At 67.2% G+C, this 16,178-nt stretch carries 18 protein-coding genes; 8 read left to right on the forward strand and 10 right to left on the reverse strand.

Features of this window, described 5'->3' with window-relative positions:
- Positions 1-226: 226 nt before the first annotated feature.
- The 5 genes from ACYJSS_RS13290 to ACYJSS_RS13310 all read right to left on the reverse strand — a co-directional run bounded on the left by ACYJSS_RS13290 (position 227) and on the right by ACYJSS_RS13310 (position 4,336).
- Positions 227-1,567 carry a spinster family MFS transporter gene (locus tag ACYJSS_RS13290; RefSeq protein ID WP_236204784.1) on the reverse strand — a complete coding sequence of 447 codons (1,341 nt, stop codon included), beginning with the start codon at positions 1,565-1,567 and terminating at the stop codon, positions 227-229.
- 212 nt (positions 1,568-1,779) lie between these two features.
- Complete coding sequence (locus ACYJSS_RS13295) at positions 1,780-2,559, reverse strand: hydroxypyruvate isomerase family protein (protein ID WP_111260600.1); 780 nt, start codon at positions 2,557-2,559, stop codon at positions 1,780-1,782.
- Positions 2,556-3,440 carry an NAD(P)-dependent oxidoreductase gene (locus ACYJSS_RS13300; protein WP_111260599.1) on the reverse strand — a complete coding sequence of 295 codons (885 nt, stop codon included), beginning with the start codon at positions 3,438-3,440 and terminating at the stop codon, positions 2,556-2,558. Before ACYJSS_RS13300 ends, ACYJSS_RS13295 begins: the two co-directional genes overlap by 4 nt.
- Positions 3,441-3,574: 134 nt before the next feature.
- Positions 3,575-3,829 (reverse strand): DUF5064 family protein, encoded by a 255-nt coding sequence (locus ACYJSS_RS13305; protein WP_236204669.1) that lies wholly within the window; start codon positions 3,827-3,829, stop codon positions 3,575-3,577.
- 189 nt (positions 3,830-4,018) lie between these two features.
- Positions 4,019-4,336: a DUF2288 domain-containing protein gene (locus ACYJSS_RS13310; RefSeq protein WP_111260598.1), complete on the reverse strand. Its 318-nt coding sequence runs from the start codon at positions 4,334-4,336 to the stop codon at positions 4,019-4,021.
- A 302-nt stretch (positions 4,337-4,638) separates the two neighbouring features.
- On the opposite strand from ACYJSS_RS13310, the gene ACYJSS_RS13315 reads away from it, so the two are divergent.
- The 5 genes from ACYJSS_RS13315 to ACYJSS_RS13335 all read left to right on the forward strand — a co-directional run bounded on the left by ACYJSS_RS13315 (position 4,639) and on the right by ACYJSS_RS13335 (position 9,527).
- Positions 4,639-5,760, forward strand: a complete 1,122-nt coding sequence (locus ACYJSS_RS13315; protein WP_021219241.1) for a branched-chain amino acid ABC transporter substrate-binding protein — start codon at positions 4,639-4,641, stop codon at positions 5,758-5,760.
- A gap of 115 nt (positions 5,761-5,875) precedes the next feature.
- A complete protein-coding gene (gene livH / locus ACYJSS_RS13320; RefSeq protein WP_111260597.1) occupies positions 5,876-6,799 on the forward strand; it encodes a high-affinity branched-chain amino acid ABC transporter permease LivH in 924 nt (307 codons plus the stop codon).
- Entirely contained in the window at positions 6,796-8,055 is a 1,260-nt protein-coding gene (locus ACYJSS_RS13325; protein WP_111260596.1) for a high-affinity branched-chain amino acid ABC transporter permease LivM, read from the forward strand. Before livH ends, ACYJSS_RS13325 begins: the two co-directional genes overlap by 4 nt.
- Positions 8,055-8,822 carry a high-affinity branched-chain amino acid ABC transporter ATP-binding protein LivG gene (gene livG / locus ACYJSS_RS13330; protein ID WP_111260595.1) on the forward strand — a complete coding sequence of 256 codons (768 nt, stop codon included), beginning with the start codon at positions 8,055-8,057 and terminating at the stop codon, positions 8,820-8,822. The genes ACYJSS_RS13325 and livG overlap by 1 nt, the downstream gene beginning before the upstream one ends.
- A gap of 3 nt (positions 8,823-8,825) precedes the next feature.
- Positions 8,826-9,527 (forward strand): ABC transporter ATP-binding protein, encoded by a 702-nt coding sequence (locus ACYJSS_RS13335; RefSeq protein WP_043242782.1) that lies wholly within the window; start codon positions 8,826-8,828, stop codon positions 9,525-9,527.
- 193 nt (positions 9,528-9,720) lie between these two features.
- On the opposite strand, the gene ACYJSS_RS13340 is transcribed toward ACYJSS_RS13335, so the two are convergent.
- Complete coding sequence (locus ACYJSS_RS13340) at positions 9,721-10,635, reverse strand: LysR family transcriptional regulator (protein ID WP_111260594.1); 915 nt, start codon at positions 10,633-10,635, stop codon at positions 9,721-9,723.
- A 116-nt stretch (positions 10,636-10,751) separates the two neighbouring features.
- Here ACYJSS_RS13340 and ACYJSS_RS13345 point away from each other — a divergent pair, with 116 nt between their 5' ends.
- Positions 10,752-11,351 (forward strand): short chain dehydrogenase, encoded by a 600-nt coding sequence (locus ACYJSS_RS13345; protein ID WP_236204670.1) that lies wholly within the window; start codon positions 10,752-10,754, stop codon positions 11,349-11,351.
- 3 nt (positions 11,352-11,354) lie between these two features.
- Here the strand turns inward: ACYJSS_RS13345 and ACYJSS_RS13350 are convergent, their stop codons facing one another.
- Positions 11,355-11,750, reverse strand: a complete 396-nt coding sequence (locus ACYJSS_RS13350) for a DUF488 domain-containing protein (RefSeq protein WP_236204671.1) — start codon at positions 11,748-11,750, stop codon at positions 11,355-11,357.
- A 66-nt stretch (positions 11,751-11,816) separates the two neighbouring features.
- On the opposite strand from ACYJSS_RS13350, the gene ACYJSS_RS13355 reads away from it, so the two are divergent.
- Both ACYJSS_RS13355 and gap read left to right on the forward strand, forming a co-directional pair.
- Positions 11,817-12,479, forward strand: coding sequence for a COG3650 family protein (locus ACYJSS_RS13355; protein ID WP_236204672.1), 663 nt, complete (start codon positions 11,817-11,819; stop codon positions 12,477-12,479).
- Between the two features lie 129 nt (positions 12,480-12,608).
- Complete coding sequence (gene gap / locus ACYJSS_RS13360) at positions 12,609-13,607, forward strand: type I glyceraldehyde-3-phosphate dehydrogenase (RefSeq protein ID WP_236204673.1); 999 nt, start codon at positions 12,609-12,611, stop codon at positions 13,605-13,607.
- 3 nt (positions 13,608-13,610) lie between these two features.
- Here gap and ACYJSS_RS13365 read toward each other — a convergent pair whose 3' ends face one another.
- The 3 genes from ACYJSS_RS13365 to ACYJSS_RS13375 are packed head-to-tail and all read right to left on the reverse strand — an operon-like array spanning position 13,611 to position 16,134.
- Positions 13,611-14,123, reverse strand: coding sequence for a GNAT family N-acetyltransferase (locus tag ACYJSS_RS13365; protein ID WP_236204674.1), 513 nt, complete (start codon positions 14,121-14,123; stop codon positions 13,611-13,613).
- 1 nt (position 14,124) lies between these two features.
- Positions 14,125-15,219, reverse strand: a complete 1,095-nt coding sequence (locus ACYJSS_RS13370; RefSeq protein WP_111260589.1) for a PLP-dependent cysteine synthase family protein — start codon at positions 15,217-15,219, stop codon at positions 14,125-14,127.
- A 9-nt stretch (positions 15,220-15,228) separates the two neighbouring features.
- Complete coding sequence (locus ACYJSS_RS13375; protein ID WP_236204675.1) at positions 15,229-16,134, reverse strand: DMT family transporter; 906 nt, start codon at positions 16,132-16,134, stop codon at positions 15,229-15,231.
- Positions 16,135-16,178 lie beyond the last annotated feature (44 nt).

The following is a 16,178-nucleotide window of genomic DNA, read 5'->3' on the forward strand; positions in this document are numbered from 1 at the left end:
TTCGCGGGAAATGAAAAAGCGCGCTTCGGCGCGCTTTTTCTTTGCCCTACATAACCGCTTCGGCGCCTGTAGGCTGGTCATCTCGTAGGATGGGTAGAGCGAAGCGAAACCCATCGAGCGGAGTTACAGGAAGGGCCCTGCGCCAGGGTTCATCGCGAATGAATTCGCTCCCACGCCGGCTAGACGGCATTCAGGGAACGCCGCCCTTATCCACAAGACATAGGCCTCAGGCCGGCACCGCATTGACGCTGCCCGTCTCCAGCCCCGCGCGCATGCTGCGGGCATCGCGGCCGAAGCAGCGGGCGGCCTGGAGCAGCGCCAGCATGGTCAGGCCCAGGGCCACGGGAATCAGGTACATGGCGTCGTGCAGGCCGATGGCCTTGAACTGCTCGGTCATCTCGCTGGCGCCGGCGGCGTACATCGCGGCGTGGGCGAAGTGGTCGGACAGGAGCCCCACCACCACCGGGCCGAGGCCACCGCCGAGCAGGTAGAGGCCGGCGAAGAACAGCGCCATTGCCGTGGCCCGCAGGCGCGGCTCGATCACGTCCTGGATGGCGGTGTAGACGCAGGTATAGAAGGTGTAGGCGAACAGCCAGCCGATGCTGAACACACCGACGAAGAGACCGATCTCGATGCGCCCGGAGAACAACGCGAAACCGGTGGCGAGGGTGGCGACCAGCATGCTGCCGGTGGCCAGCAGCAGGCGGCCACGCTCGGACTTCTCGTGGGCCTTGTCGGCCAGCCAGCCACCGACGGTCAGGCCGATCAGCCCGGTGACCCCGCAGATCACCCCGGTGGCCACGGCCGCGCTCTGCAGCGGCAGCAGGAAGTAGCGCTGCAGCATCGGCACCATGAAGGAGTTGCAGGCATAGGTGGCGAAGTTGAAGGTGAGGCCGGCCAGGGTCAGCCACCAGAAGGTGCGGATCGCCAGGACCCGCCGCAGCGGCTTGTCCACGGGCGAGAGGTCGACCTTGACCGATTCCGCGGCCCCCCGGGCCGGTTCCTTGATGAAGAACATGAACAGCGCCAGGATCAGCCCCGGGATCGCGGCGATGACGAAGGGCGCACGCCAGCTGCCGAAGGCCTGGACCATGGCGCCGATGGTGAAGAAGGCCAGCACCAGGCCCAGCGGCAGGCCGAGCATGAAGATGCCCATGGCGCGGGCGCGCTTGTTGGCCGGGAACAGGTCACCGATCAGCGAGTTGGCGGCCGGCGCGTAGCTGGCCTCACCGATGCCTACGCCCATGCGGATCAGCAGGAAGCTCCAGAAATTCCACGCCAGGGCGTTGACCGCCGTGAGGCCACTCCACACCGCCAGGCCCCAGCCCATGATCTTCTTGCGCGAACCGGTGTCGGCCATGCGCCCGAGCGGCAGGCCGGCGATGGCGTAGACGAGGGTGAAGGCGGTACCGATCAGGCCGAGCTGGAAGTCGCTCAGGCTCCACTCGTGGCGCACCGGCTCGATGATGATGGCCGGGATGGTGCGGTCGAAGAAGTTGAACAGGTTGGCAAGGAACAGCAGGAACAGAACGCGCCAGGCGTTCGCCGCCTGGGGGGAAGGCTGCAAAGGCTGCATGGGGTCGGTCTCGATTGTTGTTATCTGCCTGGCAAACCGCCTGCCAGGCTTGTAAGCCGCAATCTAGACCTTGCGGCCGTGTCCTGTCTGCGAACATTCGCAAGCGTTATGTAGGACAATCCAACACTGCCGCCGAATGATGGAAGCCGGACGGGAACCACCCCCCTCCATGGGCGTGACGCCCGTCCGACCGCCTCACGCCCTCAGCGCGCCTTGAATGCGGGCAGCCAGCCCAGGCTCTCCCCGGTCGGCTTGCCCGGCCGGTACTCGGCGGCCAGCCAGCCGGCGTAGCCACTCTCCACCAGCGCATCGAGCAGGGGCGGGAAATCCACCGAGCCCGAGCCCGGCTCGGCACGGCCGGGGCAATCGGCGAACTGCACATGGGCGATGGACCCCGCCAGCAGGCGGATGCCGGCGACCACGTCCAGCTCCTGGCGGGCCATGTGGTACAGGTCGAACTGCGCGGCGACGTTCGGCCGGCCTACGGCACGCAGCAGTTCATCCAGGTGCTCCGGCGTATTGATCAGGAAGCCCGGCATGTCGATCGGGTTGATGGCTTCGACCAGCACCCGGATGCCCAGCGGATGGAGGGTGTCGGCGGCCTTGCGCAGGTTCGCCTCCAGGGTCGCCAGGGCCGTCTCGCGGTCGAGCCCCTCGACCAGGCGGCCAGGCAGCACGTTGACGAACAGCGGGTTGACCACCGCCGCGTAGGCGTAGGCCTGGCGCAGCGCGGCATCGAACGCGTCCTGGCGCGCCGGCACCGCCGCCAGGCCCGGGCCGCCCTGCAGCAGGTCGGCGGCGGGCAGGTTGATCAGCAGCAGCGGCAGGCCGGCCTGGTCCAGTGCGGCCTTGAGCTCGCCGGCCGGCAATTCGTAGGGAAACTGGATTTCCACCGCCCCGAAGCCCGCAGCGGCGGCGGCGCCGATGCGTTCGATCAGCGGCAGCTCGGTGAACAGCATGGAGAGGTTGGCGGCGATCTTCATGGCTGCTCCTCGCGGTACATCTCCACCAGCGTCGCGGGATCACGCGCCAGGTTGCCCTGGCTGCCGTGCAGGCGCATCAGTTGCGCGGCCAGGCCGCTCATGGGGGTGGCGCTGCCCTCCTCGCGGGACAGCTTGACGGCGGTGTCCAGGTCCTTGAGCAGGGTGCGCACGTGCCACTTGATCGGTTCGAAGCGGCTCTCGGCCATCTGCGGCGCGAGGATCTGCAGCGGCCTGGAATCGGCGAAACCACCCGCGAGCGCGGGGGCCAGCAGGCTGGCGTCGACGCCGGACCTTTCCGCGAGCGCCACCACTTCGGCGATCACCAGGGCGTTGCACGCGACGATCATCTGGTTGCACACCTTGGTCACCTGGCCGGCACCGACCTCGCCCATGCGCGTCAATCGCTGGCCGAGATGGGCCAGTATCGGGCGCACGCGCTCCACATCCTCCTCCCGACCGCCGGCCATGATCGCCAGGGTGCCTGCCTCGGCACCCGGCGTGCCGCCGGAAACCGGTGCATCCACCCAGCGCATGCCGGTGCGGCGCTCGAGTTCGGCCGCCATCTCCCGGGTGGCCGCCGGCTCCAGGCTGGAGAAATCCACCAGCAACTGCCCGGGCCGCGCACCTTCGACGATGCCGCCCGGGCCGAAGACCACCTCGCGCACCACGGCCGTATCGGCCAGGCAGAGCATGACGATATCGGCCTGCGCGCAGAGTGCAGCGGGGCTGTCCACACGGCGTGCGCACAAGGCTTGGAGGGGGGCGCATTTCTCGGCGCTGCGGTTCCACACCGACAGCGGGTAGCCGGCGGCGAGCAGGCGACGGGTCATCGGCAGGCCCATCAGGCCGATGCCGGCGAAGGCGATGCTGGGAAGGGTCATGCAGGTGGGCTCCGGAAAACGGGTGCCCAATCTAAACCCAACGGTCAGGCTGTGCACGTCTCCCGGGAAGCCGGATCGCGCACCACCATCGAGCACCCGGTAACACCATGCCCCAGATCAGGGCACCGAAATGCTCAACGCCCGTCCTTGTGCAGGCGATCGAGGTCCACCGGCTCGCCCGGCTCGACCTGTAATGGCCCACGGACGTCTTCGAACATCGCATCGAACGCCTCGTGGTCACGCAGGATGGGGCCGGCATCCGGAGGCCGGCCATGCTTCATGGCGATGCGCGACACGACGCTGGCGAAGTCGAAGGCGGCATCGCGGCGCAACGCGAAACCCTCCTCGAAACGCTCGCCGTCGACCTCCCCCAGCAGGCGGAACAGCAACAGCGTGCCCTCCTGCTCGTCATGGCGGGCCTGGCAAGGGAGATCGAGGTGAATCCGGGCTGGCCGGACAGGCCAGGAGGTCGCTGCGATGCAGGTGGCCGGGCTTGAACAGGGAGGCACTCCCGAGGGGAAGGCAGGCTTCGGTCGCAGCCGCCTGGACCGGCAGGAGCGCCGCAGGACTCCCTTCGATCAGTGCCGGGTCGGCGCCTCGTCACGCTCCTGGATCAGCACCCAGGGGGCGACCACCACGGCCCAGAGCTTGGGATCGCGCGCCAGCAGGTCCTGGGCGCGGGTCTCCTCGACCTTGCTCAGCGCACCACGGCCCAGCAGCTCGGCAACCTTGGGCTTGTCGTCCTCGGCCACGGCCAGGGCCACGCCGACCAGGTCCTCGGCGCCCTCGACCCAGAGCAGCGCGCCCCGTGCGAAGAAGGGCTGCAGCTCCTCCCAGGTGATGGCGGCGGTCTCGCCAAGCAGCTTGGCATAGAGGGTGCTTGAGGAATCGTTCATGGCTTGCTCTGAGTGGGAAAGTAACGGTTGCAGGGCGGGCAATGATAACCAACGCCTGCCGTCTTGTTCACAAGTCCAGCCAGACGCTTCCTGCTCCAATCGGGGCACGCCGTTTTTCTATACGTTTGTTGTGATTAAGCGACATAGGAACATTCACCCCCCATGTGTCGGCTTTTCAAGCCGCAAATCGGCACTCTACACTGTACCGGTACAGTTGCCGCGGGATATGGCGGGGTGGAAAAAGGACCCTGTCCTGTAGGCAATCAGGACAAAAACAACGAAAAACATAAGAGTGGAGCACTATGAACAAGGCTACCAAGCAGATTTCCAAACTGTTCGCCGCCATGGCCCTCGCCGGTGTTGCCAGCTACTCCGTAGCCGCCGACACCATCAAGATCGCCCTGGCCGGCCCGGTAACGGGTGCTGTCGCCCAGTACGGTGAGATGCAATTCATCGGCGCCAAGATGGCGATCGAGCAGATCAACAAGGCTGGCGGCGTGAACGGCGCTCAACTGGAAGGCGTGGTGTACGACGACGCCTGCGACCCGAAACAAGCGGTCGCCGTAGCCAACAAGATCGTCAACGATGGCGTGAAGTACGTCGTCGGCCACCTGTGCTCCAGCTCCACCCAGCCCGCCTCCGACATCTATGAAGACGAAGGCATCCTGATGATCACCGCGGCGTCCACCAGCCCGGAAATCACCTCCCGTGGCTACCAGCTGGTCTTCCGCACCATCGGCCTGGACAGCCTGCAAGGCCCGACCGCCGGCAACTTCATCGCTGACCACATCAAGCCGAAGACCGTCGCCGTCATCCACGACAAGCAGCAGTACGGCGAAGGCATCGCCACGGCCGTGAAGCAGACCCTGGAAGCCAAGGGCGGCAAGGTCGCCCTGTTCGAAGGCATCAACGCCGGCGACAAGGACTTCTCCGCCCTGATCGCCAAGCTGAAGCAGGCCAACGTCGACTTCGTCTACTACGGCGGCTACCACCCGGAACTGGGCCTGCTGCTGCGCCAGTCGGCTGAAAAAGGCCTGAAGGCCCGCTTCATGGGTCCGGAAGGCGTGGGCAACAAGGAAATCTCGGCCATCGCCGGCCCGGCCTCCGAAGGCCTGCTGGTCACCCTGCCGAAGTCCTTCGACCAGGATCCGAAGAACCAGGCCCTGGTTGACGCCTTCAAGGCCAAGAACGAAGACCCCACCGGCCCGTTCGTGTTCCCGGCCTACGCCGCCGTGCAAGTGATTGCCGAAGGCATCAAGAAAGCCGGCGAGGACGACACCGCCAAAGTGGCCGCAGCCCTGCGCGCCAACAGCTTCGCCACCCCCACCGGCAACCTCTCCTTCGACGAGAAGGGCGATCTGAAGGACTTCAGCTTCGTGGTTTACGAATGGCACAAGGACGGCACCAAAACCGAAGCCAAATAAGCTTCCCGCCTTAGCCCAGAGCCCACTGCGAGAGCAGTGGGCTTTGTTTATTCGAGATTTGCGGGCTCCGCTGCGCCACAAGCGCCGCTTTACGTGATGCCCGAGGAGTTGGGGAATGCCTGATCTCTATCACTACCTGCAACAGCTGGTTAACGGCCTGACCGTTGGCAGCACCTATGCCCTGATCGCCATCGGCTACACCATGGTCTACGGCATCATCGGCATGATCAACTTCGCCCATGGCGAGGTTTACATGATTGGCTCGTACGTGGCCTTCATCGTAATCGCCGGACTCACCATGTTCGGTATCGACAGTCTGCCCATCGTCATGATCGCGGCCTTCTCCGCGAGCATCATCGTCGCCAGTGCCTACGGCTACAGCATCGAACGGGTCGCCTACCGGCCGCTGCGCGGCAGCAACCGCCTGATCCCGCTGATCTCCGCCATCGGCATGTCGATATTCCTGCAGAACGAGGTCCTGCTCGCGCAGGATTCCAAGGACAAGGCGATTCCCAACCTGATCCCGGGGAACTTCGTGTTCGGCGAAAGCACCATGAACGGGGTCACCATCTCGTACATGCAGGTGCTGATCTTCGTCGTCACCTTCCTGGTGATGATGGGCCTCACCCTGTTCATCTCCCGCTCGCGCCTGGGCCGTGCCTGCCGCGCCTGCGCGGAAGACATCCGCATGGCCAACCTGCTGGGGATCAACACCAACAACATCATCGCCCTCACCTTCGTCATCGGCGCCACCCTGGCCGCCGTCGCCGCGGTGCTGCTGGGCATGCAGTACGGCGTGATCAACCCGCACCTGGGCTTCCTCGCCGGCATCAAGGCCTTCACCGCCGCGGTACTCGGCGGCATCGGCAGCATCCCGGGCGCCATGCTCGGCGGCCTGGTCCTGGGCGTGGCCGAAGCCTTCGGCGCCGACATCTTCGGTGACCAGTACAAGGACGTCGTGGCCTTCAGCCTGCTGGTCCTGGTGCTGCTGTTCCGACCCACCGGCATCCTCGGTCGTCCGGAGGTCGAAAAAGTATGATCAGCCAGAAATCCCTCAAGACCGCGTTCTTCAGCGCGCTGCTGGTCTTGGCCGTCGCCTACCCGGTCCTGGGCCTGAAGCTCAGCACCGTGGGCATCAGCCTGCAGGTACAGGGCGCGAGCCCCGCCGTGCTCTGGACCATCGCCGGCTGCGCCATCGCCATGTTCTTCTGGCAGCTGTTCCGCACCCGCCTGATGGGCGCCTGGGACAGCGCGCCGAAGGTGCCGAAGCTCTCCAGCAAGGCGAGCAACTTCCTCACCCTGCCCTCCACCCAGCGCTGGATCATCCTCGGCCTGATCGTGGTCGCCCTCGCCTGGCCGTTCTTCGGCTCGCGCGGTGCGGTGGACATCGCCACGCTGATCCTGATCTACGTGATGCTCGGCCTCGGCCTGAACATCGTGGTCGGCCTCGCCGGCCTGCTGGACCTGGGCTACGTCGGCTTCTACGCCGTGGGCGCCTATAGCTACGCGCTGCTGTCGCACTACTACGGCCTGGGCTTCTGGGTGTGCCTGCCGATCGCCGGCCTGATGGCGGCCTTCTTCGGCTTCATCCTCGGCTTCCCGGTGCTGCGCCTGCGCGGTGACTACCTGGCCATCGTGACCCTCGGCTTCGGCGAGATCATCCGCATCCTGCTGCGCAACCTCACCGAGATCACCGGCGGCCCCAACGGCATCAGCAACATCGAGAAGCCCAGCCTGTTCGGCCTCTCCTTCGAGCGCCGCGCGGCCGAAGGCATGCAGACCTTCCACGAGTACTTCGGCATCGCCTACAACTCGGTGAACAAGGTGGTGTTCCTCTACCTGATCGCCCTGCTGCTGGTGCTGCTGACGCTGTTCGTGATCAACCGCCTCCTGCGCATGCCCATCGGCCGTGCCTGGGAAGCGCTGCGCGAAGACGAGATCGCCTGCCGCGCACTGGGCATGAACCCCACCATCATCAAGCTCTCCGCATTCACCCTGGGCGCCTGCTTCGCCGGTTTCGCCGGCAGCTTCTTCGCCGCCCGCCAAGGCCTGGTGACCCCCGAATCCTTCACCTTCATCGAGTCGGCGATCATCCTCGCCATCGTCGTGCTGGGTGGCATGGGTTCGCAGCTGGGGATCATCCTCGCTGCGGTGGTGATGATCCTGCTGCCGGAACTCGCCCGTGAATTCAACGAGTACCGCATGCTGATGTTCGGCGCCCTGATGGTGCTGATGATGATCTGGCGTCCGCAGGGCCTGCTGCCCATGCAACGTCCCCACCTGGAGCTGAAGTGATGAGCCGCCCGATTCTCGAAGTAAGCGGCCTCTCCATGCGTTTCGGCGGCCTCCTGGCCGTCAACGGCGTGGCACTGTCCGTCCAAGAAAAACAGGTGGTCTCGATGATCGGCCCGAACGGCGCCGGCAAGACCACCGTGTTCAACTGCCTGACCGGCTTCTACCAGCCCACCGGCGGCAGCATCCGCCTCGACGGTGAGCAGATCGAAGGCCTGCCGGGCCACAAGATCGCCCGCAAGGGCGTGGTGCGTACCTTCCAGAACGTCCGCCTGTTCAAGGAAATGACCGCTGTCGAGAACCTGCTGGTCGCCCAGCATCGTCACCTCAACACCAATTTCCTGTCCGGCCTGTTCAAGACCCCGGGCTTCCGCAGGAGCGAGCGCGAGGCCATGGACTACGCCGCGCACTGGCTGGAGCAGGTCAACCTGACCGACGTCGCCAACCGCCCGGCGGGCACCCTCGCCTACGGCCAGCAGCGTCGCCTGGAGATCGCCCGCTGCATGATGACGCGCCCGCGCATCCTCATGCTCGACGAGCCGGCCGCCGGCCTCAACCCGCGCGAGACCGAGGACCTCAAGGCCCTGATCGCCCTGCTGCGCAACGAGTACAACGTCACCGTGCTGCTGATCGAGCACGACATGCACCTGGTCATGAGCATTTCCGACCATATCTACGTGATCAACCAGGGCACCCCCCTGGCCGACGGTACGCCGGAGCAGATCCGCAGCAACCCGGATGTGATCAAAGCCTATCTGGGGGAGGCCTGAGCCATGCTGAGTTTCGACAAGGTTTCCACCTTCTACGGCAAGGTCCAGGCGCTGCACGAGGTCAGCATGGAAGTCAGCCGTGGCGAGATCGTCACCCTGATCGGCGCCAACGGCGCCGGCAAGTCGACCCTGCTGATGACCCTCTGCGGCTCGCCGCGCGCGGCCAGCGGCAGCATCCGCTATCTGGGCGAGGAACTGGTCGGCCAGGAATCCAGCGACATCATGCGCAAGAGCATCGCGGTGGTGCCGGAAGGCCGCCGCGTGTTCGCCCGCCTGACCGTCGAGGAGAACCTGGCCATGGGCGGTTTCTTCACGCCCAAGGGTGACTACGACGAGCAGATGGACAAGATCCTCGGCCTCTTCCCGCGCCTCAAGGAACGCTTCGAGCAACGCGCCGGCACCATGTCCGGCGGTGAACAGCAGATGCTCGCCATCGGCCGCGCGCTGATGAGCAAGCCGCAACTGCTGCTGCTCGACGAACCCTCCCTGGGCCTGGCACCGATCATCATCCAGCAGATCTTCGACATCATCGAACAGCTGCGCCGTGATGGCGTGACCGTGTTCCTCGTCGAGCAGAACGCCAACCAGGCGCTCAAGCTGGCGGATCGCGGCTACGTGCTGGAGAACGGGCGGATCGTCATGCAGGGCACCGGTGAAGCCCTGCTCACCGACCCCAAGGTGCGCGACGCCTACCTGGGCGGCTGATCCCCGCTGCAATACGACAACGGCCCCTTTCGGGGCCGTTTTCATTGGTGCCGGAAACAAGGGCCGGGAGCCATACCGCAGGTTGGCGCCGAGCGCAGCGAGGCCCGACATCAGGCTGCCCGCCCCGCTGCGCTGGGTTTCTCAGACGTAGGATGGGTAGAGCGCAGCGAAACCCATGCTGAGCAGGAGCCCTCTACAGCCCCAACCTGTCCAGCGCCTGGCGGCTGCGCTCGAACCAGTCCAGCAGATACTCCATCAGCACCTGGGTGCGCCGGGGCAGGCCGCCCTGGTAGGGATGCACGAGGAACACCGGTGACTGCCGCGTCTGGTAGCCACGCAACAGCCACTGCAGGCGGCCGTCGGCCAGTTCGTCATGGAGCATGTAGGACGGCAAGCGGGCGATACCGGCACCGGACAGCGCCGCCTTCTTCAACAGGCTGTAGTGGTTGCTCGCCAGGTTGCCCGCCACCTTCACCCGCTCCAGCTGGTGTTGGCGGTGATAGAGCCATTCCTCGAAGCCGGCGTAATGAGTGTTGAGCAGGCACTGGTGCCCGGCCAGGTCCGCCGGTGCCTGGGGCTCGCCATGGCGGGCCAGGTACGCGGGCGCGGCGCAGGTGATCTCCTCCAGGGAGAACAGCGGCCGCGCCACCAGGCGCTCGTCCAGGTGCGGACCGGAGCGCACCCCCAGGTCATAGCCCTCCCCCACCAGGTCGCGGTAGCTGTTGCTCAGGTCCAGCTCCACCCGCACGTCGGGATGACGGCGAGTGAACTCCAGCAACAGCGCATCGAAGAAGGTCTCGCCCAGGGACACCGGCACCGTGATGCGCACCCGTCCGGCGATCTCCTCCTGCAGGCGCTGCACCGCCTGGCGTGCCCGGTTGGCCTGGGCCAGCAACGCCTGGGCCTCGGGCAGCAGCGCGGCGCCGGCGGCGGTCAGGTCCAGCCGTCGCGTGGTGCGGTGCAGCAGGGTGGCGCCGAGGCCCTGCTCCAGCTGGCGCATGCGCTTGGACAACTGCCCCTTGCTGCACCCCAGGCGCTCGGCGGCGCCGGTGAAGCTGCCCACCTCCAGCAGCACGGCGAAGGCCGCCAGGTCATCCATCTCGCTCATGCAGAGCCCCTCACTGTTTCCATATGAGAACCACAGGTTTCCGATTGACTGGATTATCGACAACAAAAGCGACTCTACACTGGCTTCAGTCATCCACACACACAGGAATCGCCCCCATGAAGATCATCCTCATCGGCGCCAGCGGCACCATCGGCCAGGCCATCGACGACGAACTGAAGGCACGCCACGAGATCATCCGCGTCGGCCACAGCAGCGGCGACGTCCAGGTGGACATCCGCGACGCTGCGTCGATCCGCCGCCTGTTCGAGCAGACCGGCCGCTTCGACGCGCTGATCAGCGCCACCGGCAAGGTGCACTTCGGCGCGCTGGCGGAGATGGGCGAGGCACAGTTCGCCGTGGGCCTGGCGGACAAGCTGATGGGCCAGGTGAACCTGGTGCTGATCGGCCGCGAATTCGCCAACGACGGCGCCTCCTTCACCCTCACCTCGGGCGTGCTCAGCGACGACCCGATCCGCGCCGGCGCCTCGGCGAGCATGGTCAACGGCGCCATCGACAGCTTCGTGAAAAGCGCCGCCATCGAACTGCCGCGCGGCCTGCGCATCAACAGCGTCAGCCCCACGGTGATCGAGGAGGCGCTGCCGTCCTACGGCCCCTTCTTCCGGGGCTACAAGGCCGTGCCCGCGGCCCTCGCCGCCCTGGCCTATGCCAAGAGCGCCGAGGGCGCGCAGACCGGCCAGGTGTACCGCGTCTGGTAGGGCTCAGGCCTCGCCGGCGTAGCACACCGGCGAGCTGGACGGGCCTTCGCGGTCCAGTTCCTCCTCGAGGAACTCGGCCAGCACCCGGGCGTTGTTGGCCTGCTCGTCCTTGGCGGCGAACAGCAGCGTCAGCCGGCCTTCCCGGGCCATCTGCAACAGGCTCTGCCAGTGCTCGGGGTGGGCCGCGAGCTCGTCGCGATAGCGCAGGCGAAATTGATCGAACAGCGCCGGGTCGTGGCAAAAGTCCCGGCGCAGCGCGGTCGAGGGCGCCACGTCGCGCAGCCAGGCGTCGAGTGCCAGCGCCTCCTTGCGGCAGCCCCGTGGCCACAGCCTGTCGACCAGTACCCGACGCCCATCGTCGTCGCGCCGCTCCTCGTAGACCCGCCTGCACTGGATCATCGCGCCTCCCTTGAGATAGTCGATGCGCCCCGGTAACGTGGCCGCTTCCTTAAGGAGGCCCCCCGAATGCGCGTTGTCCGCCCACTGCTTTTCAGTCTGCTCCCCCTCTTCGCCGGCTGCCAGGTGTTCTCCACCGACGACGCCCCCGCGCCGCTGGCACCGCGTACCCAGGGTGAACTGAGCGTGGACGCCGGGCGCCTGCTGCTGCGCCCCTGCGCCGAGCAGCGCCGCTTCGTGGTCGCCGACAGCGGCGCCACCGGCATTCTCCAGGAAGCCGCCACCCTGCTGGACGACGGCCCCGGCCCGCTGTTCGCCGACCTGCGCGGCAACCTCGGCGCCGCCAAGGGCGCCGACGGCCAGATGGACGTCACCCAGCTCTATCGCCTGCAACGCGAAGGCCACGGCTGCGAGGACCTGAACTTCAAGCGCCTGCTGCTGCGCGCCAGCGGCCACGAGCCGGAGTGGAACGTCAACGTCAACGCCAAGGGCCTGGTGCTGGAACAGCTCGGCCAGGAGCCGGTCGCGCTCCCCTACATGGAAGAGCAACTGCCCGACGGCCGCTTCAACCTCACCAGCGAAGCCAACGGAAAGCGCATCGAACTCTGGGTCGCCCCGCAGCGCTGCGTCGACTCCATGAGCGGCTCGGTGCAGCATCTCTCCGCCGAACTGCGCCTGGACGGCAAGCCCCTGCGTGGCTGCGCCTACTTCGGTGGCTCGCGCAACGAGTGACCCCTGCCCGGCCGACTCCGGCCGGGCCGCTTTCCCGCTGCACACTCGGCCGCCATAACCGGGCGGCCGGGGCGCGCCATCAGCGACGACCTCCTAAGCTTGTCCATGGACAAGCACAAGGAGAACGACATGCTGCGCATCGCACTGAACGGATATGGCCGCATCGGCCGCGCCCTGGTCCGCGCCCTGTTCGAACGGGGCCTCGACGCCCGCGTGCGGATCGAGGCGATCAACGACCTCGGCGACGCCGCCACCCTCGCCCACCTCACCCGCTTCGACTCCACCTTCGGCCGCTTCGCCTGCCCCGTGAAGCTGAACGGCGACCGCATGGACATCGGCCTGCAGTCGATCCGCCTGCTCGCCGAACGCGACCCGGTGCGGCTGCCCTGGAGCGAACTGGGCCTCGACCTGGTGCTGGAGTGCTCCGGGCGCATGAAGAGCCGTGAGCAGGTCGAGCGCCACCTGGCTGCCGGCGCCCCCCGGGTGCTGCTCTCGCACCCGCTGGACAGCGCCGACCTGACCCTGGTCTACGGCGTCAACCACGCGCTGCTGGGCGACCAGCGCATCGTTTCCAACGCCTCCTGCACCACCAACTGCCTGGCCCCCCTGGCCCAGGTGCTGCACCAGGCGTTCGGCATCCGCAGCGGTTTGGTGACCACGGTGCACGCCTACACCAACGATCAGAACCTGCTGGACAAGACCCACGACGACCTCTACCGCGCCCGCGCCGCCGCCCTGTCGATGATCCCCACCGGCACCGGTGCGGCGCGCGCCATCGGCCTGGTCATCCCCGAGCTGGCCGGGCGCCTGGACGGCATGGCGGTGCGGGTGCCGACGCCCAACGTCTCGCTGGTGGACCTGAGTTTCATCGCCGAACGCCCGGCCAGCCGCGAGGCGGTCAACGCGGCCCTGCGCGAGGGTGCCGCGCGGATGCCCGCCGGGGTGATGGAATGCAACGAGGAGGCGCTGGTCTCCACCGACTTCAACGGCCACCCGGTCTCCTGCGTGGCGGACCTCGCCCACACCCGCGTGCAGGGCGACCTGGTCAAGGTGCTGGCCTGGTACGACAACGAATGGGCCTTCGCCAACCGCATGCTCGACGTGATGCTGGCCTGGCTGGAGCGCTGAGCCTCAACCCACCCGCAGATGACAGAGCGTCGTGCGCCGCGAACCGGTGGCACGGCGCTCCGGGTCATCGAAGGTACGCACCTCGCGGAACCCCGCCTTGCGCATCATCCCCGCCGAGCCCGCGTTTTCCTCGTGCCGCTCGATGAACACATCGCCCACCCCCTGAGCCGCCAGGCGCTCGACCACCGCCGCCAGCAACCGCGAGCCCAGGCCGCGCCCGGCCAGTTCACGGTGCACCACGGCCTCGCAGATGTAGGCGCGGGGCAGGTCGCCACGGGCCGCGTCCTGGTCCTCGGCGAAGCCCTCGCACCGATAGAAGGTGACGAAGCCGGCCAGGCGTCCCGCCTCCTCGGCCAGGTGCGCCTGCACACGCCCCTCGGCGATACCGGCCAGGTGCTCGCGCACCTCCGCTTCGGGCAGGAAGTTCCAGGGGTTGGGACCATGCTCGAAGAGGAAGCCGGCGAGCGAGTCGATGTCCCGCGCCTGGGCGGCGCGCAGCTGGATGCCGGCCGTCATCTCAGAGGCCCGCCAGCTGGATGGAGTCGGGCAGCGCCACGCCCTGCTCCGCACATGCCGCGATGGTCGCGATCAGCGGGGCCAGGTCGTAACCCTGGGCCTGCACCCAGGCATCGTCGTAGTAGGTGGTGGCGTAGCGCTCGCCGCCGTCGCAGAGGATGGCGACCACCGAGCCCTTCTCCCCCGCCGCGACCATGCGCAGGCCCACCAGTAGCGCGCCCACCAGGTTGGTGCCGCTGGAACCGCCGACGCGCCGCCCGAGGCGCTGGGCCAGGTAGCGCATGGCGGCCAGGGACAGCGCGTCCGGCACCTTGGCCATGGCGTCGATCACCTCCGGCAGGAAGGACGCCTCCACGCGTGGCCGGCCGATGCCCTCGATGCGCGAGCCGCAGTCCAGGGTCAGGCTACGGTCGCCGCTGCGGTAGGCATCGAAGAACACCGAGCGCTCGGCGTCGGCGCAGAACACCCGGGTGCGATGCTGGCGATAGCGCACGTAGCGGCCCAGGGTCGCCAGGGTGCCGCCGGTGCCGGGGCTGGAGACCAGCCAGGCGGGCTCGGGGAAATGCTCGTGGCGCAGCTGCTGGAAGATCGACTCGGCGATGTTGTTGTTCGCCCGCCAGTCGGTGGCCCGTTCGGCGTAGGTGAACTGGTCCATGAAGTGGCCGCCGCTTTCGCGGGCCAGGCGTTCGGATTCGGCGTGGATCTGCGTCGGGTCGTCCACCAGGTGGCTGCGCCCGCCGTAGAAGGCGATCTGGGCGATCTTTTCCCGCGAGGTGGAGGCCGGCACCACGGCGATGAAGGGCAGGCCCAGCAGGCGGGCGAAATAGGCTTCGGAAATCGCCGTCGAACCGCTGGAGGCCTCGATCACCGGCGCGCCCGGCTTCAGCCGGCCGTTACACAGCGCATAGAGGAACAGCGAGCGCGCCAGGCGGTGCTTGAGGCTGCCGGTGGGGTGGCTCGACTCGTCCTTGAAGTACAGCTCGATACCCGGAAGACCCGGGAGCTCCAGGGGAATCAGGTGGGTATCGGCGCTGCGCTGGAAGTCCGCCTCGATGATGCGCAGGGCTTCGCGGGTCCAGCTACGGATGTCTTGCATGACGACCTCTCAGTCCAGGATGCCGGCGGGAGCCGGAGGAGCGCTGCGCCACTGGCTCAGGGCCACCCCGGCGAAGACCAGGGCGGCGGCGCCGAGCTGCATGGGGCTGAGGCGCTCGTCCAGCAGGAGCATGGCGAAGATCAGGGTGAACACCGGGATCAGGTTGATGAACCCCGATGCCTGGCTGGCCGGCAGGCGGCCCACGCCGAAGTTGTACAGCCCATAGGCGCCGACGGTCACCACCACGCCCAGGTAGAGCATCGAGCCGATGGCCAGTGCGCCGGGCGCTTGCGGCAGCGGGGCGGTCAACGCGGCGACGGGCAGGAAGAACAGCGCGCCGATGAACGCCTGCATCGCGGTGAGCAGGAACACCGAATAGCGCGCCGACAAATGCTTGAGCAGCAGGGTGTAGCCGGTGGCGCAGACCATGGCGAGGAATTCGTAGAAGTTGCCCAGCAACGGCGCCGTGGCGTGCGCGTCCGCCTCGCCGGCCAGGCTCAGCCACACCGCGCCGGCCACCGCCAGGAGAAAGCCCGCCAGGGTGGTGCGGGTGATGCGTTCACGGAGGAAGACATAGGCGCCGACGGCCACCAGCAGGGGCAGCAGCGCGGTGATCATCCCCGCCTGGGCGGCGCTGGTGTGCTGCAGCGCCAGGGCCTCGAAGATGAAGTACAGGCAGGGTTCGCAAGCGGCGAGGCCGAGGAAGTATTTCCAGTCCCCGGGCCGCGGATCGCACTCACCGCGCCAGCGCCACGCGAGCAGGAAGACCAGGCTGCCGAATGCCATGCGCGCGAAGATCACCCACATGGGTGCCACTTCGCGGAAGGCCAGCTTGAGGGCGATGAAGGAGCTGCCCCACAAGGCCATGGCCAGAACCAGGCAGGCGACCGCCACCCAACGACCTTGCTGCGCCATCGCCTGCCTCCGGGAAAATCACAAGTCTAGGCGCCGGGCCGGCG

The sequence above is a fragment of the Pseudomonas sp. No.21 genome (assembly GCF_054558415.1).